The organism is Sphingobium sp. FW305-3-2-15-F-TSA7 (genome assembly GCF_058787155.1).
In genome coordinates, this window is the sequence record NZ_JBYSZM010000030.1 from 73,099 (window position 1) to 93,673 (window position 20,575).

General features: G+C 61.2%; 32 protein-coding genes. 18 read left to right on the forward strand and 14 right to left on the reverse strand.

Translation table 11 applies throughout. The features are described 5' to 3' along the window. Nucleotides 1-7: 7 nt before the first annotated feature. A complete protein-coding gene (locus AC3WN8_RS21685; RefSeq protein ID WP_492671568.1) occupies nucleotides 8-178 on the reverse strand; it encodes a hypothetical protein in 171 nt (56 codons plus the stop codon). Nucleotides 179-642: 464 nt separating this feature from the next. Continuing rightward, nucleotides 643-879: a hypothetical protein gene (locus AC3WN8_RS21690; RefSeq protein WP_492671569.1), complete on the reverse strand. Its 237-nt coding sequence runs from the start codon at nucleotides 877-879 to the stop codon at nucleotides 643-645. A 514-nt stretch (nucleotides 880-1,393) separates the two neighbouring features. Here AC3WN8_RS21690 and AC3WN8_RS21695 point away from each other — a divergent pair. From AC3WN8_RS21695 to AC3WN8_RS21715, 5 genes are all read left to right on the forward strand, one after another. Next, a complete protein-coding gene (locus AC3WN8_RS21695) occupies nucleotides 1,394-1,636 on the forward strand; it encodes a hypothetical protein (protein ID WP_492671570.1) in 243 nt (80 codons plus the stop codon). Further along, nucleotides 1,633-1,809: a hypothetical protein gene (locus tag AC3WN8_RS21700; RefSeq protein WP_492671571.1), complete on the forward strand. Its 177-nt coding sequence runs from the start codon at nucleotides 1,633-1,635 to the stop codon at nucleotides 1,807-1,809. The genes AC3WN8_RS21695 and AC3WN8_RS21700 overlap by 4 nt, the downstream gene beginning before the upstream one ends. Next, nucleotides 1,802-2,260: an XkdD/Y8K6 family phage-associated protein gene (locus tag AC3WN8_RS21705; RefSeq protein WP_492671572.1), complete on the forward strand. Its 459-nt coding sequence runs from the start codon at nucleotides 1,802-1,804 to the stop codon at nucleotides 2,258-2,260. The genes AC3WN8_RS21700 and AC3WN8_RS21705 overlap by 8 nt, the downstream gene beginning before the upstream one ends. A 99-nt stretch (nucleotides 2,261-2,359) precedes the next feature. Next, nucleotides 2,360-2,542, forward strand: a complete 183-nt coding sequence (locus AC3WN8_RS21710) for a hypothetical protein (protein WP_492671573.1) — start codon at nucleotides 2,360-2,362, stop codon at nucleotides 2,540-2,542. Between the two features lie 59 nt (nucleotides 2,543-2,601). Beyond that, nucleotides 2,602-2,778 carry a helix-turn-helix domain-containing protein gene (locus AC3WN8_RS21715; RefSeq protein WP_492671574.1) on the forward strand — a complete coding sequence of 59 codons (177 nt, stop codon included), beginning with the start codon at nucleotides 2,602-2,604 and terminating at the stop codon, nucleotides 2,776-2,778. Nucleotides 2,779-3,070: 292 nt separating this feature from the next. Here AC3WN8_RS21715 and AC3WN8_RS21720 read toward each other — a convergent pair whose 3' ends face one another. Then, complete coding sequence (locus AC3WN8_RS21720; protein ID WP_492671575.1) at nucleotides 3,071-3,298, reverse strand: hypothetical protein; 228 nt, start codon at nucleotides 3,296-3,298, stop codon at nucleotides 3,071-3,073. Here AC3WN8_RS21720 and AC3WN8_RS21725 point away from each other — a divergent pair. The 13 genes from AC3WN8_RS21725 to AC3WN8_RS21785 all read left to right on the forward strand — a co-directional run bounded on the left by AC3WN8_RS21725 (nucleotide 3,282) and on the right by AC3WN8_RS21785 (nucleotide 8,877). After that, on the forward strand, nucleotides 3,282-3,830 hold the full coding sequence (locus AC3WN8_RS21725; protein WP_492671576.1) for a phosphoadenosine phosphosulfate reductase domain-containing protein: 549 nt from the start codon (nucleotides 3,282-3,284) through the stop codon (nucleotides 3,828-3,830). The two genes, AC3WN8_RS21720 and AC3WN8_RS21725, sit on opposite strands and share 17 nt — an antisense overlap. Further along, entirely contained in the window at nucleotides 3,827-4,168 is a 342-nt protein-coding gene (locus tag AC3WN8_RS21730; RefSeq protein ID WP_492671577.1) for a hypothetical protein, read from the forward strand. Before AC3WN8_RS21725 ends, AC3WN8_RS21730 begins: the two co-directional genes overlap by 4 nt. Further along, nucleotides 4,165-4,416 (forward strand): hypothetical protein, encoded by a 252-nt coding sequence (locus tag AC3WN8_RS21735; protein WP_492671578.1) that lies wholly within the window; start codon nucleotides 4,165-4,167, stop codon nucleotides 4,414-4,416. Before AC3WN8_RS21730 ends, AC3WN8_RS21735 begins: the two co-directional genes overlap by 4 nt. Then, on the forward strand, nucleotides 4,413-4,739 hold the full coding sequence (locus AC3WN8_RS21740) for a hypothetical protein (RefSeq protein ID WP_492671579.1): 327 nt from the start codon (nucleotides 4,413-4,415) through the stop codon (nucleotides 4,737-4,739). The genes AC3WN8_RS21735 and AC3WN8_RS21740 overlap by 4 nt, the downstream gene beginning before the upstream one ends. Beyond that, nucleotides 4,736-5,080, forward strand: coding sequence for a hypothetical protein (locus AC3WN8_RS21745; RefSeq protein WP_492671580.1), 345 nt, complete (start codon nucleotides 4,736-4,738; stop codon nucleotides 5,078-5,080). The genes AC3WN8_RS21740 and AC3WN8_RS21745 overlap by 4 nt, the downstream gene beginning before the upstream one ends. Next, nucleotides 5,073-5,576 (forward strand): hypothetical protein, encoded by a 504-nt coding sequence (locus AC3WN8_RS21750; protein WP_492671581.1) that lies wholly within the window; start codon nucleotides 5,073-5,075, stop codon nucleotides 5,574-5,576. The genes AC3WN8_RS21745 and AC3WN8_RS21750 overlap by 8 nt, the downstream gene beginning before the upstream one ends. Nucleotides 5,577-5,980: 404 nt before the next feature. Continuing rightward, nucleotides 5,981-6,379: a Lar family restriction alleviation protein gene (locus AC3WN8_RS21755; RefSeq protein WP_492671582.1), complete on the forward strand. Its 399-nt coding sequence runs from the start codon at nucleotides 5,981-5,983 to the stop codon at nucleotides 6,377-6,379. Then, nucleotides 6,376-6,726 (forward strand): hypothetical protein, encoded by a 351-nt coding sequence (locus AC3WN8_RS21760; protein ID WP_492671583.1) that lies wholly within the window; start codon nucleotides 6,376-6,378, stop codon nucleotides 6,724-6,726. Before AC3WN8_RS21755 ends, AC3WN8_RS21760 begins: the two co-directional genes overlap by 4 nt. After that, nucleotides 6,723-6,959, forward strand: coding sequence for a hypothetical protein (locus tag AC3WN8_RS21765; RefSeq protein ID WP_492671584.1), 237 nt, complete (start codon nucleotides 6,723-6,725; stop codon nucleotides 6,957-6,959). Before AC3WN8_RS21760 ends, AC3WN8_RS21765 begins: the two co-directional genes overlap by 4 nt. Beyond that, nucleotides 6,956-7,363 (forward strand): hypothetical protein, encoded by a 408-nt coding sequence (locus AC3WN8_RS21770; RefSeq protein WP_492671585.1) that lies wholly within the window; start codon nucleotides 6,956-6,958, stop codon nucleotides 7,361-7,363. The genes AC3WN8_RS21765 and AC3WN8_RS21770 overlap by 4 nt, the downstream gene beginning before the upstream one ends. A 381-nt stretch (nucleotides 7,364-7,744) precedes the next feature. Next, complete coding sequence (locus tag AC3WN8_RS21775) at nucleotides 7,745-7,957, forward strand: hypothetical protein (RefSeq protein ID WP_492671586.1); 213 nt, start codon at nucleotides 7,745-7,747, stop codon at nucleotides 7,955-7,957. A 12-nt stretch (nucleotides 7,958-7,969) separates the two neighbouring features. Continuing rightward, a complete protein-coding gene (locus AC3WN8_RS21780; protein WP_492671587.1) occupies nucleotides 7,970-8,203 on the forward strand; it encodes a hypothetical protein in 234 nt (77 codons plus the stop codon). Nucleotides 8,204-8,496: 293 nt separating this feature from the next. Next, nucleotides 8,497-8,877, forward strand: coding sequence for a thermonuclease family protein (locus AC3WN8_RS21785; RefSeq protein ID WP_492671600.1), 381 nt, complete (start codon nucleotides 8,497-8,499; stop codon nucleotides 8,875-8,877). On the opposite strand, the gene AC3WN8_RS21790 is transcribed toward AC3WN8_RS21785, so the two are convergent. The 11 genes from AC3WN8_RS21790 to AC3WN8_RS21840 form a co-directional block, all read right to left on the reverse strand. Continuing rightward, the gene (locus AC3WN8_RS21790; protein ID WP_492671588.1) at nucleotides 8,846-9,058 is read right to left on the reverse strand and encodes a hypothetical protein; all 213 of its coding nucleotides are present in this window, start codon (nucleotides 9,056-9,058) and stop codon (nucleotides 8,846-8,848) included. The two genes, AC3WN8_RS21785 and AC3WN8_RS21790, sit on opposite strands and share 32 nt — an antisense overlap. Nucleotides 9,059-9,069: 11 nt before the next feature. Further along, entirely contained in the window at nucleotides 9,070-9,294 is a 225-nt protein-coding gene (locus tag AC3WN8_RS21795) for a hypothetical protein (protein WP_492671589.1), read from the reverse strand. Next, nucleotides 9,291-9,689, reverse strand: a complete 399-nt coding sequence (locus AC3WN8_RS21800; RefSeq protein WP_492671590.1) for a M15 family metallopeptidase — start codon at nucleotides 9,687-9,689, stop codon at nucleotides 9,291-9,293. The genes AC3WN8_RS21795 and AC3WN8_RS21800 overlap by 4 nt, the downstream gene beginning before the upstream one ends. A 200-nt stretch (nucleotides 9,690-9,889) precedes the next feature. Then, the gene (locus AC3WN8_RS21805; RefSeq protein WP_492671591.1) at nucleotides 9,890-10,351 is read right to left on the reverse strand and encodes a hypothetical protein; all 462 of its coding nucleotides are present in this window, start codon (nucleotides 10,349-10,351) and stop codon (nucleotides 9,890-9,892) included. 401 nt (nucleotides 10,352-10,752) lie between these two features. Beyond that, nucleotides 10,753-13,572 carry a hypothetical protein gene (locus tag AC3WN8_RS21810; RefSeq protein ID WP_492671592.1) on the reverse strand — a complete coding sequence of 940 codons (2,820 nt, stop codon included), beginning with the start codon at nucleotides 13,570-13,572 and terminating at the stop codon, nucleotides 10,753-10,755. Beyond that, nucleotides 13,572-14,351: a hypothetical protein gene (locus tag AC3WN8_RS21815; protein ID WP_492671593.1), complete on the reverse strand. Its 780-nt coding sequence runs from the start codon at nucleotides 14,349-14,351 to the stop codon at nucleotides 13,572-13,574. The genes AC3WN8_RS21810 and AC3WN8_RS21815 overlap by 1 nt, the downstream gene beginning before the upstream one ends. Beyond that, nucleotides 14,351-17,248 (reverse strand): hypothetical protein, encoded by a 2,898-nt coding sequence (locus tag AC3WN8_RS21820; RefSeq protein ID WP_492671594.1) that lies wholly within the window; start codon nucleotides 17,246-17,248, stop codon nucleotides 14,351-14,353. Before AC3WN8_RS21820 ends, AC3WN8_RS21815 begins: the two co-directional genes overlap by 1 nt. Next, on the reverse strand, nucleotides 17,248-17,598 hold the full coding sequence (locus AC3WN8_RS21825) for a hypothetical protein (RefSeq protein ID WP_492671595.1): 351 nt from the start codon (nucleotides 17,596-17,598) through the stop codon (nucleotides 17,248-17,250). The genes AC3WN8_RS21820 and AC3WN8_RS21825 overlap by 1 nt, the downstream gene beginning before the upstream one ends. Beyond that, a complete protein-coding gene (locus tag AC3WN8_RS21830; protein WP_492671596.1) occupies nucleotides 17,595-17,951 on the reverse strand; it encodes a hypothetical protein in 357 nt (118 codons plus the stop codon). The genes AC3WN8_RS21825 and AC3WN8_RS21830 overlap by 4 nt, the downstream gene beginning before the upstream one ends. After that, complete coding sequence (locus AC3WN8_RS21835) at nucleotides 17,951-19,546, reverse strand: hypothetical protein (RefSeq protein WP_492671597.1); 1,596 nt, start codon at nucleotides 19,544-19,546, stop codon at nucleotides 17,951-17,953. The genes AC3WN8_RS21830 and AC3WN8_RS21835 overlap by 1 nt, the downstream gene beginning before the upstream one ends. Next, a partial coding sequence (locus AC3WN8_RS21840) for a hypothetical protein (protein ID WP_492671598.1) occupies nucleotides 19,459-20,575 on the reverse strand: 1,117 nt, incomplete at its 5' end. The genes AC3WN8_RS21840 and AC3WN8_RS21835, both read right to left, overlap by 88 nt.

Below are 20,575 nucleotides of genomic sequence, written 5' to 3' on the forward strand. Positions count from 1 at the left end.
CGCCAGCCTATGCAGGAAGGATGTCGAGTGCGCCCGCTTCGGCGCGAACGGCGTCGATGCGGCGGGCATAAGCGCGGGCAAGCGCGCTGTGGGAAACGCGGCTGGACGAACAACTCGCCGCATCGGCACGCATCAGGGAGACCTGAAGGCGCATGTAAAGATAGTTGAGGTCCTGCATGGACGGCGCTCCACTGCTGGCAAGCGGGAGCGCGTTGGTCTCTCTGCCACACGAACGCTTGCGGGCGATCTTCGCGCGATGCCGGCAATGTACCATGCCCGACCGGACATGTCGCCTTCCATCTCCCGCACCCAGAGCCGCCGTCACGCGAGACGATATGCACATATGGATCAGGACGTGGCCGTCGGCCGGCTCCGCCAATGGCATATGACGCACAAAAATAGGGGAGATTGCGATGGGGGCCGGCGTTGTTCGGACACCGGCCCCTGGGAGCAACGCTGCCTCATAACCGGTAGACGATGAACCTTGGCTGTCCGCGCAGCATGCCGAAACACGGATCCCGGCGCTTCGCCGATCGGATGCCCTAGAGCAGATGATCCAACAGAAGCGGATCATCTGCTCTAGATATTTGTTTTAACACAATTTTCGATTCGCTCGATGATTCCATCGAACTACAAATCGCTCTATATCTCCATGTCCTTCTCGGTGATGCGGATCGAGCCGTCAGGCTCGACATCGCCGAGTTCGACTTTCATCGCGGCCGTCCAATCGATGAGATCGCGATGCTCCGCAATCAGGCCGGCCTGGTCCTGCGGCCCCTTGCCGCCGCGCCAAAGCGCATAAAGCGCCTCTGCCGTCACGATCACCCGCAACGTACCAAATGCGCTTTCCACGTCCAGATTCTGGTCCGCGAATTCCATCGCCATCTCCAACCGCCTCAAATACGCGAGGTGCTCGGCCCCCTTTGACCAGCCGATTCCGCTTCGACTGAGATTTCACCGTGTTCAACTCCCCGAACGACACTCCGCCCCTGGGCTGCGATGGATGCATGCAAGTTCATGCAGCCCTGACGACGCGAACAGTTCCAACCCGTAAAATTCGTAGGGCTTTAACCATATCGGGCCGGTGATCGCCGAGTATCGGATGTGACGACCATCAATATGCGCCGATGGGTTTTGCCCGCCTGCATCGTCATATCCGCTTTGCATGAGGCTCAGGGACTTGTTCTGCTTTCGCAGCCATTCACCTATTTCTTTAGGAATGGTGCGCCCGACGGACGTCTAATATTCCCTTTAGAGCAGCCATTTAGTTTGGCTAACGCGGCCGATTTCCTCACGGAAATGTGCGGGCGTCCAAGCTTTCATGGCTACCCGAAAAAGGCCCCGACCGGCTGGCACCGATCGAGGCCCACCACACGAGCATGGAGCGCTCAGCATGGGTAATCGTCTATATCAATTCCGCCCGTTCGATCCAAGCGGCCAAGAGCTGGCGTCGATCTTCAAATATGCGCCATCGGATGCCGCGGCCATCAGTCAGGCTGGCACGATCGCCAAGCGCAATGACGGTCCTGTCGATATCGCTCAGGGTGAAGATGGCGCTTGGGAGGATCGATACCTCACAACGGTCTGCCCGAGCGAGCATCACGCCAAGGGCTTTCGGGCGGAGCGGCTGACATGATCGCGCCGAACGAGCCGGTGGACCCGGACGTCATTCGTCGCTTGGAAAGCGTCTGCCGCACGCTCGAAAGCAGCAACGCGACCGGCATCCCTGTCGGCTTCCATCAGTTGGCGCACGATATCCGTGTCGTCCTCGCGGCAGCCTCCCCCACCCCGGAGTCTCATCATGGTTGACCAGACAATACCCGGAATCCGTGTTGATGGGCATACGCCGGGGCCTTGGAAGATTGTGCGCCACACCTCTGGTCCGGATCAGGCCCTGTCTCCATCTGACGATTGGTCGATTGTGGGACCGAATGCCGAATCCATTGTCTTCGAAGGAGCGGGCCGGAAGGTCGCGAGGGAAACGGAGGCCAACGCCCGCCTGATCGCCGCCGCTCCCGAGCTTCTGGAGGCGCTGAGGCCGTTCCTCGCTGCATATTTGGCCTACGTCAACGTGATGCAGAATTTTGTGACCAGTGGTGAAACATCTGCTGAACGCAGGTTCTCAGACGGGGAGAGGCAGGCTTCCGCTGAGGAAGCCGCCCACGAGGCGCTTGCCGCGATCTCTTTCGAGCAGCTTGCCGCCGTTGAACGCGCAATCGCCAAGGCTGTTCCTCCCACCTTGGAGGGGTGTCATGACTGAGGATGGGCGTCTCCCCTCCGGGGCCGGGCTCTCGCCCTGCGGGTCGAGCCCTTCGGTCTCGCCGGTTCCCGCTTCGATCCCTGACGTAGGAGAATTATAATGAGTAAAATCGGCAATCATCGTATCGAAATTCAGGAAACGGATGACTATCGCTTCGGCTGGGAAAGCGCCGATCGGGGCGAGCCCATGCCCAGCGCTGATGGATGGCCGAATGGGTCTCGGCGGCTAGAAGCGCAGCGCGTTGGCTGGCAGGATTTCCACCAGCAGGTCTGTGCACCGTGATCTGCCCACATTGCGAAGGATCCGGAAAGATTACCGCCGAACAACTTGGCTTCGGAGGTATGCTTATCGTCGCTCGGAAAGCGAAAAATCTGCGCCAAGATGAACTGGCTTTGGCGGTCGGGATTAGCCGTTCGCAAATAGCCAACATCGAGGCCGGGCGGTCAGCAGTGCCGATAGAATCGGTTCGCAAATATGCGAACGCGCTGGGGGTTGATCCGTTGGAGCTTTTGCCATGAAGCTTCTTCTCTGCGCGCAAGCGATCGAAGCCCGAAGGGCCGAGACGAGCATCGGCTCGGTTCACGAGAGCGCGGTGGCGGAGCCATGCGCCCCCAATGACGGGTCGGTGCAATCATGACCGCTCAGCATAGTGCGGGAGAGGGGTCGGGCGAACCGCAACTGTTCGATAGCAGCACTGATCCCGATCGCCTCAGGGTCAGCCCTTCGCTCACCAGTGCGATGGAGATGTCTGCCGAGCGGATGGAACGCGTCATTCGCGAGATCCAGCCGACGCACATCATCGCAACCGTTTCAGGCGGTCGCGACAGCGCTGCGGAAGTCGAACTGGCCCGCGACATGGGCATCAAGATCGACATGATCCTGCACTGCCGAACCGGGACTGGTATACGCGAAACCACGGAACATGTCGTCGGCTATTACGGCAATCTCGGGCCGGATTTCGTCATGGCGGACGCTGGCGACGCCTATGAAGAATATGTGATGCGCAAGGGCTTCTTCGGGGTTGGCCGGGACGCGCACAACTATTCCTATAGGGTTCTCAAGGCGACCCCGATGCGCAAGGCCATCTCGCGCACCATCCGCCAGGGCAAGCGCGGCGTGCATCCTGCTGCTCAACGGTGCCCGCGCATCCGAGAGCGACAATCGTGCGAAGAACCTGAAAGAGACGCGCCGCGATCCTGCCAGCCCCGGCAATATATGGGTAAACATCATCCACGATTGGAGCGCTGCCGATCGAGATCAATATCTCTGCATGCGGGGCGTGCCGATCAATCCGGTTGCGATCCAGCTTTGTCGCTCCGGCGAATGCATGTGTGGCACGATGCAGAACCAGCAGATGCGCGGTGAGGCGGCGGCGATCTATCCGGAATGGGGAGCGCAACTGGACGACCTTGAGAGGCGCGCCAGAGCAAAGTTCGGCTGGGGATGGGGTGAGACAATGCCCAAGCCCTCCGATCCCCGGCAGATCGATCTGTTTCAGCCAGCCTGCGCGGGGTGCGCCAGCGATGAGATGAGCACAGCTGACCGGCTGAGCCTTGGAGGTATTGTATGATCCGCAAAGAATGCCCGAGCTATCCGCTGACCATCTTCATGGCCGGCAGCCTGCAAACCGCGCACGAAGTCTGCATGGATTTTTGCGAGGAAGTTGGGTTCTGCGTCACGCTGAATGGAACCGGATACATCTATCGTGGCGTCCGCAACGCGATGGCCGATCAAGGCGTCGTCGTCGGCCTGATCAACTATCCGCGGTTCCCCATGACGCCCGAACAGCTTTGGGAGCGAGCTGAGGCTTTAGCTGCTCGTCTGTGCAGCAAGATGGAGCAGGACAGCTACACGATCCAGGCGCCCGACAAGACGGTTTTCATCAGCCATCGGGAGCCGTCCGCATGACCGACGCAGAGAAGATCGCTGCCGGGCTCACGTCGCACATGTTGCGGGTTTTGTCCGATCCACGGTTCAACCCGAAAGGTTGGGAGCCCCGTGATCCGTTCACGCCGACATTGAAGGCGATGGTCGAGCTTGGCCTGTTTCGGCGAGCTGATGGGAGATGCGGCTTCGAAGCGTTCAAGGACGCCTTCGTGATCCCGACCGATCTTTGCCTCGCTGTTCGCGCCATCATTCAGGGAGAGACGGAATGATGGAAGTGGAACGCTATGCCCTTGGCCTGATGGTCGAGGAAATGGGCGAAAACCTCAAGCTCATCGGCAAGGCTCTCCGGTTCGGATTGGATGCACCGGGGCCGAACGACGAGGAATATCGTGGTCGGACGGCTCGCCAGATGATCCCCGCAGAGATCGGCGATTTGCATGCCGCTGTTCGCTATGCAGCGATGGCCGGCATCTTCTCCATGCTCGATGCGAACCCGCACGAAGATGCCAAGCTCGCCAAGCTTCTCAACCCGCACTCGACCGATGCGAACGGCAATCGGCTGGCTCCCGCTACCCCCGGAGATCCCCAATGAACACCCCCACGCAGTCAGATCCTGTGATGGAGATGGCGAGGAAGATAGCAGCAGCGCTTTTCGATATCTCAGCAGAGGAAGCCGATCACTATGCGGGCGTAGAAATGAACCGCGCGTACGCTCAGCGTATCCGTGACGGGCTGGATGATGGGTGCCCTGCCGTCCAATCCGCCCTCGCCGCGATCCGAGCGACCACGGAAGCGGCGGCCGTGTTGGCAGGAAAGTCCGACCGTTATTACCGGCAGCCTACAGAGTGGGACTACGGCGCATCTGACGCTTGCGTTCGGATCGGGCGGGCCCTCCGCGCAAACCATCACCTGAAAGGATCGGATGATGTCTGATATCTCCACTGCGCCGATCGATATGATCCTGCACTGCCCGCGCTGTCACGCGCAGCATATCGATGAGCCGGAAGATGGTTTTCACGAAGGCGCGGATGCTCAGGCCGGCGCGTGGTCCGAAGGCTGGAGCAACCCGCCCCACCGCTCCCACCTATGCCACGAATGCGGCTGCATCTGGCGGCCAGCCGACGTGCCGACCAATGGTGTCGCTGCGATCCAGACGAAGGGCAAAGCTGATACCGCGCTCACCCCAGCCACAGCGCCGGATAGAGAGGCGATAGCGTGGCTGATCGAGTGGCCTCAGAAAGGAAGCTGGAACGCGCGTTGGTGGGTTGGCGGCTACCAATGGGAGCCTGTTACCGATCGTGCGGTGCGCTTCTCCAGAAAGGAAGATGCCGAGCGCGTCATCCGCACGGTGATCAGCGGCGATCCCAAACAGCCTGACGTTGTCTTCGACGACATCATTGCCACCGATCACGAATGGGTGAAGCCATGAGTAAGCAGCAAACCCCCAATCCTTACTTTCCTGGTAGTCCGCAATACGCTGCATGGGCAGCGGGATATACTGCCGCCCTTCGTGACGCTGCCGGGATCAATGCGACCCCTGAGCCGAAGCGCTCGTCTTTCGGAGGGTTGAGCCGATGAAAGCAGACGCAATCCTCAAGCTGATCAAGGGAGAGGGGTGATGGGAAGAATGGCTCGGCTTAATGCGGCAGCCCAGATGGAGCGCGACGGTATTCGCTCGCTCACCCGCCAGCAAAAATCCCGGACCCTGTGCGGTCATGTGGAGAACCCCGGCGATCCGATTGTGATCCGCTGCCACAAGCGCGCTGGTTACTCAGTGCGCGGGGCCAATCGGTGTTTCGCCCATGCGATCGCAATGCGTTCTGGAGACCCCCAATGACAGCAACTGTACTGCAATGTGATCGGGAGGCGCTGAAGCCGTGCCCGTTTTGCGGGGGCGAGGCCAAGCGCATGACCATCGGCGACGATGAGCCGAATAACGCTGGGGGAGACGTGATCGTCTGCACTCGCTGCCAAGCCTCCAGTCACGTCGAGTTCGGGCGCAAGGAAAACTTGGTCAGTCGCTGGAACACCCGCCACGACAGCACGCGCGATCTGGTGGAGGCGCTGGAGAATTGCCGGCAGCTATTCCAGCAGATCCTTGATCAGGACGGCCGGGAAATCAACCCGAGCAACTACAGCCATGACGACGTCTGTCACCTGAACAACGGCTGGGTCGAGTGCTTCCAGATCGCTGAGGAAGGAATCGCCACCCTCCAAGGAACCGATCGATGACCATGCTGGATAAATGCGCGAGGGCTGTTCACAAGGAAACGTGCAGCCATTGCGATGGGCCAGTCGATCAGGACTATGCCATCGCCCGCGCCGTTCTCGAAGCCCTCCGAGATCCGCCAGAGGAAATGTGGGGCGGTTTGCCCCGAGCGATCATGATGTGGCTCGACATGGGCGACAAGACGCCTCGAGCGCTGTTCAAGCATCTCGAACGCAGCGGCCATGAAATCCCGCAATGGCTCCGCGACGAGCCCGAGATGAAATCACTCGACCACGTGCCGAGCAAGGGTACGCGTGTCGTCATCCTGTTCCGCGCCATGATCGACGAAGCCCTAAAGGAACGCACATGAGCGATCCCAACGAACTCCTGCGCGCGCAGCTAGTCGCTCTCCGGTTCGGCCTGCCGATCCCGCGCAAGCTCGACAAGCGGCCAGATGGCAGCGGGATCGACGATGGCCCGTATCTCAATGGCTGTGCGCCCCGGAAACCCCAGCCGATCAAGTCAGATGCAGAGCAGGCAGAAATCAAGGCGAGGGCTTGGGCAACGCGTCGGGCGAAGTATGGAAAGGCAGGCCATCAATGACCGAGGATAGGATCGCCAGAGCGCGGGAGGTTGTTCGCTTTCTGAAAGGCGAAGGCCATATCGACGGATACTGGTTCGGAGATTACCCGCCAGAGGGCGAACGTGGCAACTTCTGGTGGCGCAAGCATCTTTCCGACATCACCGCCGCTCTCCCCACCGGGGATGCTGTCGAACAATCCGCAGAGATCACCCGCCTACGGGGTGAGGTGGAGAGGTTGAGGGAGGCGCTGGAGCCGTTTGCCAAGCAGAAGACGTGCGACGAGCTATTGCGCGACAACTCGCCTTCTGAATGGTTGGCAGCCACCGCGGAACGCCGTATCGAACTGATGGGCGAACGAAAGCGCGAACACGACGCCAACATTCTCCACGCACGATCCACACTAGATAAAGCGGGGCGCGCGTGATGCGGGGTGATCTGTACCGGCTCCCGCTTCCAGATGCCCCACAGCGAAACCGGCAAGAGTGCCGCAATCGACCCGCAAAGTGCATCGCCTCCACACCACTTCGCCGTTCTAGAATGGCTCGGCAGGTGCCGCCGTTCGTGATGCGGGCCGATTGCTCGGCTAGGAGAGCTGGCGAGGCCTCCCGAACGGTTCCCTTGCGGTTGCGCCACCTTGGTCCAGAGCCACATCGGTGATTGCGATTGCTCGCACAGTGCCTTCGACAAAGCCAAGTGATCTGCACTTCAATCAGTGCCGCCGCATCACCCTATTTACATGCCAGAATCCACCGAATCCGTCAATCAATGACTAGGATGTTCTGGGGGATTGTGAGAGGATATCGATATGAAATACGTCCTGATCTACACCATCGTATTCTCGGCGCTCGCCACATATGGCCTCGCTTCAGACAGGCCCGCCGCCATGTCGGACGCCTTGCTGTTCATGTTTTGCCACTGGTCCGGATGCATGGTTGCAAGCTCGATCTGGCTGCTCAAGGTCGCGAGAGAAACCGGCGATCGTAGTGCACAGCTCCTCCAGCACATGCGGGGATTGTGAGAGGATCGGGGGATGGAGATGTATCAAGTCGATGAAGGTCGCATCTGGCGCGTGGAGAATGACTTCGTCATCGCTGACAAAGGCGGCATGTGGTTGCCTGGGATTTATGCCGACAAGGATACTGCGCAGCGCGCCTTCGCATTGACGGACGAGGAACTCCACGAATTGAATCAGCGCATCTGCCATGTGAACGGTGAGGATCGGCCGATTACGATGAATGATCTGCAAAGCGCGAAGGCCGCCTAACCCCTTCCCGAATCGCCCCCGGCATGATCTGCTCGCCGGGTGCCCAAACGCGGAACCCTCGGATACTACGCTGCCCATGCCGAACTGCTGCGGCTCACCTGCTGGAATTGCGGCCGCGTCGTTGACCTGACACCCGATCTCATCGCGGAGAAGGCCAATCGCGGCCTCGACGAAACGCTCTTTGACTTCCAAATGCGGTGCAAATGCACGGTCTGCGGCAAGGGATGTCCCAAGGCCCGAGCCCATTGGAAGAATGTTCGGATTGGGCCTTATGGGAGGTATGAGGACGAATGATGCTCGCTGCTGTCCTGCTTGCCGGATGCGTCGCTACAGACGGGGATAGCTTGCGATGTGGATCGGAGCGCGTTCGCCTCCTTGGCATCGACGCACCTGAGATGGGGAGATGCAATCCAGGCAGACAATGCGCGCCGGGCGACCCCATTGCCTCCCGCGACAATCTCCGCCGGCTGCTCGCGCAAGGCCCCGTGCGCATCGATCGCGTCACCAAGGACCGCTACGGTCGAACCGTTGCTGTCGTCTATGCTGGTGGGCTGGATTTGTCCTGTGCGCAGCTACGGGGCGGCTTTGCTGCGTATCGCAGGGATTGGGATAACGGGCTCAGGGTGGGGAGGACGTGTCCCGTCAGCGGCAAGCCGCCAGCGCAGCCCGGCTGATATTGATCGACGAGATCGCTGCCTCCCGCATTACCGGGTTCTCGATCATCATCATGTTGGCGAGTGCGATATCGAACCCCGCCTCGATCGCGGCCCGGTTGGTGCATGCAGACTGACTCAGGCTGCCTGTCGTGGCGCATCCGCCAAGCATCAACAGCCCAAGAATGAGTGCGTATTTCATGGCTTTGCTCCTTATGACTGCGTGCTCTGGTTGACGGTGTCGGCGCGCTCGACGTTCGCCGTTGGATGCTTCGGACGGAACGTGCCCAGCACACCGACAAGGCCGGTGGTGATGCCTCCGAAGCCCAATGCCTCTGCGTAGCGCTGCGTCCATGCCAGCACCGCTGCGATCGTCGCCAGATAGCATATGGCAAGCAGGATCGCGGTGAAGGCGATCAGCACGTGTTTCTCGTTCATGGATATGCCTTCCAAGGCAATTGCCAGTGCGGACCATCTTTGAATGTTCTCCAGTCACCGCCCCATTCGATGGGAACGCCGACATCAGCGGCTGCCTGCTTCACGATCTTCGCGAGCCGGTGGTAGAGCGGCCAATCCCACGACACCTTGCCGTCGATCAGCGGCGCCAGGTCCATGGCGTGGCTCTTGCCGTTGACGCCGGGCAGGTGCCGCGAATTCATCGTCTTGGTGGCGCCCTGCGCGAACAGCTGCTTCTGGCGCTCATGGGTGCGAAGCACTTCCAGTACGGTGAAATCGAGATCCGATATCGCCGCCGCCCGAACCGCAACTTTCCTGAGATCAGGATGCGCGCCGTCGAGCCGCTCAAGCGAGCGGGTGCCGAGTGTGATTGTCATGGATTGCTCCTACCGCTGGCGCGCAGCCTCATAGGCCCGCCACATAGGCGCGACCTGCGTTTCAAGGACCGAGACGCGCTTGTCGATATTCTGGTTGAATGTGGAATAAGCGGCATATGCCGTCATCCCCATCGTAACGATGGTCAGGATGATCGGAGGGGTGAACCACTCATTCTTATTCGGCCTTCGTGGACCGTTCACTAGTCCACGCCCGCCACGCGCGACGACTTAGATACGCGATGACCGGGGCGATGCAGATGATGACCAATGCGTCGAGCAACACCGCCCATCCCCCATAGCACCATCATGCAGATCTGAGCGATCGCAAGCCCGTCAAGGATATACAGATAGTCGAGAACCGCCAGCGGGTTGCGCGCCGTGAAATATCCGAAATGGACCAAGATCATGGCGATATAGAGCCAGCCGATTATCGCCTGCATGCGTCCTGCCGGGTTGGACAGGACAATGCCCGCCGCGATCGCATCGGTCAGCATGAACCACACCCAGGGATCATAGACCCCCGTGATCGTCACATAGGCCGTGTTCGCCAACCAGTTGGCCAAGATGACGAGCGATGTTCGAAGCATCGGTTCGTTCCTTCGCAGCGACCCCACCACTGCTAGAACGATCAAGATGCCGATATAGCCCCCGACCGGCATCATTTTGGGCGAGGCTTGCTGTTGGGCCGGACGGGACGTGGTTTCGGCTTCGGCTTGGGGGTCATACCAGACATTGGCTGTGTCCTTCTGCTGTGGTAATTCCGGCGGATGAGATCTTGGCTCTCGGTATTATTTGCGCTGGCCACTCTGCCGTCGGCGGGATGCGATCAGATTAGCTCTGATGATCGAGAAGCGCGTCTTGACCGGGTTTCAGCCGTTGTCGACCAACATGCGGTGGTCATTAATAGGCATCGTCAGGAACTAGACGAACTGCGGCAGGAGAACAAAGAGCTTCGCGAAAGAGTGGCAGTGCTAGAGAGCCGGCATAGGTGAAAAACTGGCACGCGATCACACTGATCGTGCTCATCGTCTGGCTCAGCCCGAATCGGAAATGGCGACTTGGCTTAATAGGGGCGCTGATTTTTGCGCTTTTCTTCCTCATCGAGGGGTGAGGCAGCGCTACGGACAACCTGTCCGGCATTATCATTCGCAAAGTTGAGCAGACCCTGCTGCAACGCCTGAATTTCGCTCTGGATGGCCGGATTGCGTGCGGCGATCGTGGACAGTCGCTGTGCATGATTGGCGATCTGGGCTGGCGTTCTCAGTCGAGCACCAGCCGCAAGCCAGCGGGACATGTCATGGTTCATCAGGGCGCGTGCCGACAGGTTTTTGATGCCGGCGCCCGCTGCTGTCGCTGCCGCGCCAATGGCAGCACCAGTCAAGCCGCCCGGAACGCCGCCAGCGATAACGCCAACGCCAGCGCCGCCGCCAGGCGCGAGCAGACCACGATAGAAATTCGCCCAATTCTGCACGACGCCGGAGCGCGATCGGTTCAGCGCCTGCTCGGTATTGCGGAAATTCTCGGCAACCAGACGTAGGTTGTTGATCGACCTTGCACCGTCCGCTCCGAAGATCACACGCCGGGCGCCGGGCGAAAGTGCCCTGACGCTCGACACGAACAGGGCTGGCGAGAACTCTTCCTCGGCAGAACGTCGACCAAGGCTGGCTGCGACAGTCGATGCGTAATCAGCCTGCTCTTCGGGCGAGAGCTTATCCACCATGCGCCGCAAGCGCGCGCTGTCACCACCGGGCGCAGCCATCGCCTTGATGCGGTTGAACACCTGCTCACCGCCCAAGCGATCGTCATTGTTGCCGATTACGCGGCTGACAACCTGCTTGATCTCGTCGCTTCTCTGCCTCCAGAATTGATCGGCGCGATCGTAGAGGCGCACAGCGTTCGGAGCGCTTTGGCCAAGGTCGCGGGCGATGTCATTCCGCGCTGCATCGAGCACCATGCCCACGCGGCGGTCTGCATCGGTCGCGGTCAGGTTCCGGCTGCTGATCTGCCCGCGCATGCTGGTGCGAAGGTCACGGATTGATCCCACGTCCTTTGGCCGGATCTGGCCGTTGGCATCGACGAAATCCGAGCGCAGCGCCTGAAGATAGTCGATCAAGGGGGCGTTGGCATTGGCATTGCCGGACAGCTCGGCGATCTGCTGGTCGAGGGTCTGAACCGCCTCCTGTCCCCTGACCGGATTACGCCCCGCTGCCGCAGCAGCACGATCGTACAGCCGCCCGCCCAAGTCGCGCGATCGGTCAATGAAGCGCTGCCCGGCGCTCTGAAAGGCCTGACCAAGCACTCCGCGCTCTTGAACCGTGCCCGCTCCGCCAAGCGCACCAGCGCGGGCTTCTAGGTCATCGGCAGTGTTCTGAAGCGAACGACGAACCGGACCGCCGCCACCAACGGTGCTTTCAAGAAAGCCCATCGCCCCGCGCCGCGACTCATCTGCAATCGGACGACTGATGCGCACGCCCTCCGCCTGCGCCGCATTCGCGATGGCGCGCTGTTCAGGCGTCACAAGATCAGCCGGCGCACGATTTCCGCCGAACAATGCGCCACCAGCAGCACCAAGGCCGCCGCCCAAGAGTGAGCCGCCCAGCGCACCTGCTGCCCGCCCCTGTGCGCCCTCGCCATAGCCGAAGCCTGTCAAGCCGCCCGTGGCAGCGCCGATGCGCGCGCCTCGTAGCGCCTGCACACCACGTGGCAATTGCGCCGCGGCACTTCCTGCCCCGAACGGGGTCAGAAGCGCGCCGCCAATCTCAGCGGCAGTTCCGAGGACTCCGTATTTCTTTCGCAGCTCGTCGAGGCGCTTGTTCTCCAGATCGCGACCGGCATTGTAGCCCTGCGGAAAAGTTCCGCCGGAAAGCACGCTCGCAATGCCGCTGCCAACTCCCGACGCTTCGTCTCCCAGTCCAAACGCCGCGCCCTGCCCCATCAGGCTGTTGGCGCCGCCCCATGGCGATTGGGTGAGCATGATGTTCTTCGCGTCGATCGCCTGGCGCTCCAACTGCTGGCGCTGGTCCTGCGCGGCTTTCATGCGCTCATAGTCGGGGTGACCAGGACGAACCTCCTCGCTGACGTCAACGGACAGGCCTTCATTTGGTGAAGGATCGAAGGGCGTCCCACCCTGCAAGAGCGTCTTGTACTCGTCCTTTACCGGGACGACATTTCCCTGTGCGTCGAGCGTCTTGACGGGCCGGCGAAGGAACTTTTCCTCATCCTTCTGAAATGGAATGCCAGCGTGTTCACCGATGACCAGCATCGGGTCGAGGCCGAACGCCTCCGCCTGCTTCCGGTACTGATCGCGAGTGCCAACATATGCTTGATTGTAGCTGGCAACGCGGTTCTTCATGGCATTCTTGAGACGCTCACGCGCGTCCGGCGAAAACTGCCCACCCTCGTCCATGCCGAATTCTTTTTTGATCCGAGCCGCCAGCGCTTCGATTGTCGGGCTCGAATTCCCAACGCTGGCAGCCTCGCCCTCACGGACAACCGAATCTGGGTCCATGATTTTCGCAAAGCTGTAGACCAAGCTCAGGTCACCCTCAGCATTGGCGGGCGCACGAAGTCCGCTGGCATAGGAGGCCAACGAACCTCGATAGCTTTTGACGGCCGGATCAGCATTGTAGGTCTTGGAGAGGCCAGTGGTCTGGTCGTAGCTGGCGCTCAGAGGAGCGCGCGCGTCACGGATGGCGTCTCGCTTCGCTGCCTCGATAGCCAGCGCCGTCGTATCCCTACGTAGCCGCAGTTCCTCGTCTTGGCGTGCGCTCTCGCGCTGTCGGCGCTGTTCATCGCTTTCCTTGTATGGGTCAGCGAACACGCGACCTTGGCGCTGCGGGGGCTGCCCGACAACCGGAGCGCTATCCCACCAATTTTGAGCCATTATGGTTTCCTCCGGCGCGATCCGTCTGGGGCGATGAACTCTGTCCCGCTGGGCAGGCGGTTATATTCGTCTTGGCTGCTGATCCGGGGAGGGCTGCCGCCGAGATTCGGATTGAGCGGCGATCCAGATGGGACGTTATTGCCGCCCTGCATCCTTTCGAACTCCTGCCACGCCCCCGCTTGAAGATCAGGTCGCAAGGACTGCACGAACCGCCCCCATTCTTCCCTCGTTGGTGGCGGGGGCTGTTGGGGCGTAGGTGCCGGCTGCGGCGAAGCTCCACCGCCACCGAACATCGTCGGCAACTGCGAGCGCGGCCCAACGAATGTTCCTTGCGGCAAAGGCACAACGATTTCTGGATCGACAGTGCTCTGGATCTTCTGGTTCAGCAGTGCCCGACCCTGGGGGCTTGCCGGGTCGATCCCTGCCGCAATCAATTCCTTCTGGAATGCCGTCTGCGCAGGATTTGTGCGCTCATAGTCTTCCTTGGCGCGCCAATCGTCCAGCGCATCCGTGCGGCGGCGCTGGTAGATTTTTTCCGCCCGCTCATCTTCCTGCCGCTGGTTCAGCCGGCTCATCAGCATAGGTGCAACAATCGCCTGACCGCCGCTGTTCTGCGCGAGGCCGTCGCCGATCGCTCCAAGGGCGAGACCCAGCGCGTCACGCCCCGTGAACTTGCCGCCGTTGAAGATGCCTTGCGGCTGCGCGATCGGTTCAGACTCTGGCCCCGACCCCGGCGCGAACAGAGGCTTCTTTTTCCCGAACATGCCGAACAGTGCCATTATACTGCCTCCAGCTTGGAGTAATCGACGGTCTGGATACCGTTGATGATCGGACCCAGCGCCCACGGACGAAGGCGCTCAATCTCATCAACCATCACGCCGTGACGGACGGGTTCTTCTGCCGCATCCCAGATGTAATTGTAACGATAGAGCCCGAGGCCATCATGCTCTGCACCCAACTTCACGATATCGCGCTTCACCCGGCGCTCTGATGCCATGATCGCGGCACTTCCAAGTTGTGCTGCGGCACCAAGGACGTTTCCAAGCAGGCCGCCGCTGGTCTTCGACGTGCCTGTCATGTTCGAAGTGCCGTTCACAGTCTGGCCGGTATAGATCGACTGGAGCCCCGGATTGAGCAGCTGCCCCTGCGTTTGCAGGAAGGACGGCAGCGCGTTCTGCTGCTGGTTCTGGATCTGCCACAGCGAGTTTCCGGCCGCCAACTGGCTGTTGATGTCCCCCTGCGCCAGGTTGCCCGCGGCATTTGCATTTTGGCCCATGAGCCCCGCCGCCTGAAGCTGGTTGGCCAGCGCCTGCTGCTGCGCCTGGACATTGAATTGGCTGTTGTTCTGGGCGAGCGAGGCGTTCGACTGCGCGAGATCGGCCTGTGTGGCGTAGCCCTGGCTGTTCAGCGAGTTCTGCGCCTGAGCCTGTGCCGCTGCTGCTGCCGCACTCTGCCCCGCGTTGAACTGGCTATTGTTCTGGAGCTGCCCCGCATTGAACTGGCCCGACTGCTGCGCGAGCTGCGCGTTTGCAAGGGCCGTGTCGTTCGACTGCCCCGTGTTGAACATGCTGGTCTGCGTGCCGAGTTGGGCATTCTGGAGCGCCGCCGTGTTCTGGCCGGCGGCGTTGAACTGGGCGGCCTGGGCGGCAAGCTGCGCCTGCTGCTGCGCCTGGGCGTTCGTTTGCCCGGTGTTGAACTGCGAGTTCTGTGCGAGCAGGCCGGAATTGAACTGGCCCGCCGATGCCGCAAGCTGCGCCTGGGCGAGCGCGTTATCGTTCTGCGCGCCAGCATTGAACAGGCCGGTCTGCTGCTGCATCTGGGCCTGTGCAAGCGCCTGAGCATTCGCTTGCTGAGCGTTCGCCATCGCAACCTGCGTCGCGTTGTTCGCCGATGCGATCCCCGCCTGCGTCTGAAGCTGCGCACCCACCTGCTGCTGCTGGTTGGTCTGGCCCGTATTATACTGGCTCGTCTGCGTGCCGAGCTGCGAGTTTTGGAGATTGGCCTCCTGCTGGAACCCGGCATTCGCCAGCCCATACTGGTTGTTCGCCTGCTGGTTGGCGAGAGCCGTCTGTTGCGCAAGCTGGGCGTTGGCCAGTGCCGTGGCATTGGTCTGACCAGCATTATACTGATTGTTCTGGGTGCCGAGCTGCGCATTTTGCAGGTTCGCTTGCTGCTCCAGCCCCGCATTGAATTGCGTGTTCTGCTGAAGCTGCTGAGCATTTTGGGATGCCGCTGCGTTGTTCGCGGCGAACTGCGCCTGCTGGTTGGCGTTCTGGCTGGCAGCGCCGAACTGCGCCGCATTGGCTTGCAGATTGGCCTGCGCCTGCGCCTGGGCATTCGTCTGCCCGGTGTTGAACATGGAAGCCTGATTGCTGGCCTGGGCCTGAGCCGCAGCCGCCTGCGTCGACGCGTCGGCATTGAACAGGCTCGTCTGCTGGTTGAACCCGGCCTGTGTCGCTGCCTGCTGGTTCGCAGCCGCAGCGTTCTGGAGGTTCGCCTGTTGGGTGTTCCCGGTATTGAACAGCCCGGTCTGCTGGCGGCGTGCCGCATCCGCTTCGGAGAGGGCCGCCGCCTGACCAAATGCGTCGCTGCGAAGCCCCGCTTCGGTCTGCGCGCGCGTACGAGCGAGATCCGATTCCGTCTGTGCTTCCCGGATACCGAGACGCGATCCACCGAAGGCGCGCGCATTGGCCGCATTTGCTGCCTGCTGAGCGCGGACCCGGCCTGCATTGTCATCATATCCCGCGAGTGTCGTATCGACGAGCGCCTGGGTCGCCGGGTTCTGATAGCTGGAGAAATTTTCGAGCAGCGATGCAGCGGGGCCTGCCTGTGCGGCCTGAGCCTGTGTCAGGGGCGCGATCTGGGCGGCCTGGGCGGCCAGAGTGGGATTATACCCCTGAGCCTGAGCCTGAGCCGCCGCAGCGAGTTCCGGGGCGCTGTATGTGTTCGCCTGCCCGATCTGTCCGGTCTGATAGGACGCAGCGGGGCCTGCCTGTGCCATCTGCGCCTGGATCAGCGCTGCTTGCGCCGCCGGGCCGGTCTGAGCCGCCGTCGCCTGCTGCGCCTGTCCTGCATTGGCCGCCTGAGCCTGTGTCACCGCTGCCTGAGCGGCAGGACCAAGGTTCGGTGCGCCGGCACCGGCAGCGACTGCCTGAGACGTCGCGCCAAGCGTCGGAGCCGTCGCCTGTGCAGCCTGCCCGATGTTAGGAGCCTGATAGCCGTTCGCCTGAGCCTGAGCCGCCGGCCCCATGTTCGGAGCGTTATAGCCGGTCGCGGACGCCGTCTGAGCCTGAGCTTGCTGGGCAGCGCCGACCTGAGCGCCGTTATAGGTCTGGGCGGTCGCCTGGGGCGCTTGGTAGCCCACAGCCTGCGGTGTAGCGCCGACCTGAGCCTGCGATCCCTGAGCCTGAGCTGCAGGAGTGTTCGCCGCCTGTTGGGCAAGGGCATTCGACTGACCAAGCTGCCCCGACCAGGAGCCCAGAGCCCCTGCATTGCTCGCCGCCTGCTGCTGGTATGCATTGGCGGGCGTGACGTAGCTGTTCGGGTCGGTCTGACCGAACTGGTTGACCTGATCGAAATAGCTGCTTGTCGGCTGCTGGGCGAACGCCGGAGTCGTCGGCGTGGTGGTCGCCGAACTGGTTTCCTGCTGCGTCGTTTTCGTCTTCTTGCTGCCCATTACAGACCCTTCACGATAACAGTTTGATAGGGCTCATATCCCCGCGCCTTAAGCGCTCGCCGCCACCCGTCCCGCCCTTCGACAAAGCAGTGAGTGCAGCCTATTTCCTTCGCCCACGCCTCGATTTGCGGAGCCAGAATGTCAGTGATTTCGGTTAGATCGCCCGCCGTTGCGATCGACCGGATTGCCTTTGCCCCGCCTGGATAGGTGCCAACACTCGTGACCATCGCGGATTTTGGCGCCACCCAAAGCTGGGCCATGCCATCCGCCAGAAGCTGGTCGATATATTCGATCGGGACGAAGGCCGGGTCGTTCGCCCCAGCTAATTCATCCCGGAATGGGTAGGTCACTTTTTCAGATACATACGGGCCTGATCTTCGTGCAGGCGCTGAGCAGCCTGTTCGGCCGCTTTGACTGACTTGTAGATGCCGAGATGTCGGCCAGTCTTGAAATAGTTGTTCGCGGCCTCATCATCGCTCATGATCCGGCCGTCATCACTGACAGTTGGTATGATCACTTCGCCCTGATCGGTGCCGATAGAGATTGAGCGGACAGTTGAGATCGAGCCATCAGGATTGCGAACAATCGGCCGCTTGGTGAGATCAATGTTGCCCGGCGCCACCAGCCCGTTATTGGGCTTCGCAGCGTTGATAGGCGCCCCGAAAAGCCCGACCGGGTTGCGATATCCTCCGAAAAGTCCCATCACTCCTGCCCCGTCAAAACCGCGTCAAATGAAGGCTTGCCGAGCCGCACGAAAGCCGGGCTGGACGAGCCGTAGAACTTCACCGCGGCAACCCGTCCGGACATCATGAAGTCCTTCTTGTTTCGACCCGCCTCAAGCGCGAACGAGCCTTTCGTGACCACATCGGATTGTGGATATGGGCGAAGGTAGATCTCCATCGAAACCGTACCTGCCTGATCCTCGAAATCGGGCCACATGCCCCGCAGCATCACGTAGCGCTGGGCTTCATCGAGATACTGATCGCTGGTCTGGATGAACCAGTCCAGCACCGCACCGTTCGCGGATTTCCCGTTCTCGTGGCTGTAGCCATAGCCGTCAGGGGTCACGAACAGGGGGTATGCAGTCGGGCCAGCGTCAACTGCAGCGGATCGCGCGAGTTGCCCCCGGAACCATGCGCCATCAAGCGTGGAGACTGCGATATACCGGCTGTTCTCCAGCCCATCGCGGCCATCGGGATAGAACCACCAGATTTCCCCGTACTGGCTGATCGACGTGGCCACGATCTTGTCGAACTGGCCGGCGGCGATATTGTCCTTGAAATCGTTCCGGATCGGGCACGGGACCAGCGTCGGCACACCGCCCAGGCTCCACGTCATCACCTGATAGTCGGGCGTGATCCAATAGGCCGTCTGGTTGAGGACATGAACGGCATTGGGCCCGACAAGCCCGCAATTCGACGCAATGCGATCGAAGCGATAGGTTTGGCCCGGGTCGCCGATGAACTGCCCGAGATGCACCGCGAAGTCGGTCCATACCGCGACATAAGGTCCGAACAGCCTTGCGCCGACGATGCGGCCACCACCTTCAAGGATATGCTCGAACGCATTATTGTCGCTGGCTGTCGTCCAGTCGGTATAATCCTCGATATCCGAGCCACGGATGCACAGCCCGTTGAAGTCGGTCGATACTTCCTCGTTGCAGCCGAATGCGAGCACCTGGCGCTCTGGAGTGACCAGCATGCAGACGATGTTGTCCGGAGCATTCGATACCGCCGTCGCGTCGTTCGCGGTGTCGTTCTCCCAGACATAAAGCGTGCCCATGCGCGGGCTCGCCATCAACAGCTGGCCGAAGTTTGCGAGGCTCCACGTGCGCGGGAAATAATCGTCGGTCGACGCTGCGCCATATGCGCCGCCGCCATAGTCTCCGGCGCCGAAACCGGGGCCACCCGCCCCATGCTCGGCACCTGCGGTCAGTCCGGACGGGGTGATGTCGTAAAGCGTTCCACCCTTATAAAGCTGCAACATCGAATGCGTACCGAACGCGATGTTCGTGAACCCGTCATTGTCGGTCCACGGCAGGACATTCCGACAGACGCCCGTGAGCGTTGTGTTGAGCGCATCCGCCCATCCCCCAATGACCTGAGGCTTGCCGCGCCAGAAGCGAACGTTGCTGCCATCGGCATAGGTGCCGGGTGTCGAGAATGTCGTGTCGTCGCTGACGATCCCCGGCGGGGGCAAGAGAGGGATTCTCATCGCGCGTAAAGCTTGATCGTCCCAGCATCGAAATCGCTGGTACAGGCGATACGAAGCGCGTTGATCCCTGCCGCGATCCGCCATGCATAGGGCTGGACGCTTTGTGCGGCGGACGATGTATCACTGGTCAGGTTGATAAAGTTCCCGAGCGCAACCCCGGCGGCCTTGAGATAGCCAGGGATTTCGAGTGCTCCATAAAAGGTATCCGCTGCAACCGCCGAACTGGTGGCCCAGACTGCAGTGCGAGTGCTGTCATTGTTGCCTGATGCCGAAACGGTGATCGTCTGCGTCGCGCCTCCATTGTGCGAGACCCCCGTGAACACCAGCAGCAGGTCGCTATAGGTGCTCGGAATATCGTCGAACACGACCGGAGATGAACCCGTTGGAGTAGCGGTGTCGATCTCGACGTACCCCCCGGCCAGCGCAAGCTGCTGCGTTGAGCCGGAAATCCGAGCGAACACACCCCCGGTCGTCGTCCAGACGTCGCCATTGGTCGGCGAAGTTGGTGCGGCGCCATGCGGAATGTTGAAGCCCGCTGCACCCGTGCCGGAAGCAACGGTGATCAGCGGCCCCGTGAGCGTGCCGCCGCCAAGGTTGAGCTTCAGGTCCAGCGCCGTCTGTTGCGCACTCGAAACCGGCTTGTTGGCGTCCGACGTGTTGGTGACGTTGTTGAGCGACAGGCCCGTTTTGAAGTCGCTGACAGACTGAACGCCCGTCAGGCCAGTGACACTGGTTGGCGTGTAGGTCAGTGCCCCGGTCACGTCGGCGGACAGAATCGCACCCCACGATGCCGTCGTGCCGTTCGTGGTGACGTATTTCCCGGAATTGCCAGACTGGTTCGGCAGGGCGGCGGAGAAGGCCGTTGCGTCGAGCAGCGCCTTGTTGACGAGATGGCTATCAGCCGAAGCCGTTGCGGTCGATTTGAGCTGGATCGAGCCATAGTCGCTGATCAGAGAGAGATAGACGTTCGTCCCATCGCAGAAGATCGACGCGATATTGCCGCTCTTGATCGTGGCTGTCGCGCCGCCGCCAGTCGTGAAGATGACATCACCGGACGAGGCGTTGCGAACAATATAGTTCTTCTCGACACTCGGGATCGTGACCGTCCCGCCC

Bases quoted from the DNA above. Each gene is read 5' to 3' on its own strand.
- AC3WN8_RS21685 (WP_492671568.1), bottom strand. From the start codon at position 178: ATGCAGGACCTCAACTATCTTTACATGCGCCTTCAGGTCTCCCTGATG.
- AC3WN8_RS21690 (WP_492671569.1), bottom strand. From the start codon at position 879: ATGGAATTCGCGGACCAGAATCTGGACGTGGAAAGCGCATTTGGTACG.
- AC3WN8_RS21695 (WP_492671570.1), top strand. From the start codon at position 1,394: ATGGGTAATCGTCTATATCAATTCCGCCCGTTCGATCCAAGCGGCCAA.
- AC3WN8_RS21700 (WP_492671571.1), top strand. From the start codon at position 1,633: ATGATCGCGCCGAACGAGCCGGTGGACCCGGACGTCATTCGTCGCTTG.
- AC3WN8_RS21705 (WP_492671572.1), top strand. From the start codon at position 1,802: ATGGTTGACCAGACAATACCCGGAATCCGTGTTGATGGGCATACGCCG.
- AC3WN8_RS21710 (WP_492671573.1), top strand. From the start codon at position 2,360: ATGAGTAAAATCGGCAATCATCGTATCGAAATTCAGGAAACGGATGAC.
- AC3WN8_RS21715 (WP_492671574.1), top strand. From the start codon at position 2,602: ATGCTTATCGTCGCTCGGAAAGCGAAAAATCTGCGCCAAGATGAACTG.
- AC3WN8_RS21730 (WP_492671577.1), top strand. From the start codon at position 3,827: ATGATCCGCAAAGAATGCCCGAGCTATCCGCTGACCATCTTCATGGCC.
- AC3WN8_RS21735 (WP_492671578.1), top strand. From the start codon at position 4,165: ATGACCGACGCAGAGAAGATCGCTGCCGGGCTCACGTCGCACATGTTG.
- AC3WN8_RS21740 (WP_492671579.1), top strand. From the start codon at position 4,413: ATGATGGAAGTGGAACGCTATGCCCTTGGCCTGATGGTCGAGGAAATG.
- AC3WN8_RS21745 (WP_492671580.1), top strand. From the start codon at position 4,736: ATGAACACCCCCACGCAGTCAGATCCTGTGATGGAGATGGCGAGGAAG.
- AC3WN8_RS21750 (WP_492671581.1), top strand. From the start codon at position 5,073: ATGTCTGATATCTCCACTGCGCCGATCGATATGATCCTGCACTGCCCG.
- AC3WN8_RS21755 (WP_492671582.1), top strand. From the start codon at position 5,981: ATGACAGCAACTGTACTGCAATGTGATCGGGAGGCGCTGAAGCCGTGC.
- AC3WN8_RS21760 (WP_492671583.1), top strand. From the start codon at position 6,376: ATGACCATGCTGGATAAATGCGCGAGGGCTGTTCACAAGGAAACGTGC.
- AC3WN8_RS21765 (WP_492671584.1), top strand. From the start codon at position 6,723: ATGAGCGATCCCAACGAACTCCTGCGCGCGCAGCTAGTCGCTCTCCGG.
- AC3WN8_RS21770 (WP_492671585.1), top strand. From the start codon at position 6,956: ATGACCGAGGATAGGATCGCCAGAGCGCGGGAGGTTGTTCGCTTTCTG.
- AC3WN8_RS21775 (WP_492671586.1), top strand. From the start codon at position 7,745: ATGAAATACGTCCTGATCTACACCATCGTATTCTCGGCGCTCGCCACA.
- AC3WN8_RS21780 (WP_492671587.1), top strand. From the start codon at position 7,970: ATGGAGATGTATCAAGTCGATGAAGGTCGCATCTGGCGCGTGGAGAAT.
- AC3WN8_RS21785 (WP_492671600.1), top strand. From the start codon at position 8,497: ATGCTCGCTGCTGTCCTGCTTGCCGGATGCGTCGCTACAGACGGGGAT.
- AC3WN8_RS21790 (WP_492671588.1), bottom strand. From the start codon at position 9,058: ATGAAATACGCACTCATTCTTGGGCTGTTGATGCTTGGCGGATGCGCC.
- AC3WN8_RS21795 (WP_492671589.1), bottom strand. From the start codon at position 9,294: ATGAACGAGAAACACGTGCTGATCGCCTTCACCGCGATCCTGCTTGCC.
- AC3WN8_RS21800 (WP_492671590.1), bottom strand. From the start codon at position 9,689: ATGACAATCACACTCGGCACCCGCTCGCTTGAGCGGCTCGACGGCGCG.
- AC3WN8_RS21805 (WP_492671591.1), bottom strand. From the start codon at position 10,351: ATGATGCCGGTCGGGGGCTATATCGGCATCTTGATCGTTCTAGCAGTG.
- AC3WN8_RS21810 (WP_492671592.1), bottom strand. From the start codon at position 13,572: ATGGCTCAAAATTGGTGGGATAGCGCTCCGGTTGTCGGGCAGCCCCCG.
- AC3WN8_RS21815 (WP_492671593.1), bottom strand. From the start codon at position 14,351: ATGGCACTGTTCGGCATGTTCGGGAAAAAGAAGCCTCTGTTCGCGCCG.
- AC3WN8_RS21820 (WP_492671594.1), bottom strand. From the start codon at position 17,248: ATGGGCAGCAAGAAGACGAAAACGACGCAGCAGGAAACCAGTTCGGCG.
- AC3WN8_RS21830 (WP_492671596.1), bottom strand. From the start codon at position 17,951: ATGGGACTTTTCGGAGGATATCGCAACCCGGTCGGGCTTTTCGGGGCG.
- AC3WN8_RS21835 (WP_492671597.1), bottom strand. From the start codon at position 19,546: ATGGCGGATCGCGGCAGGGATCAACGCGCTTCGTATCGCCTGTACCAG.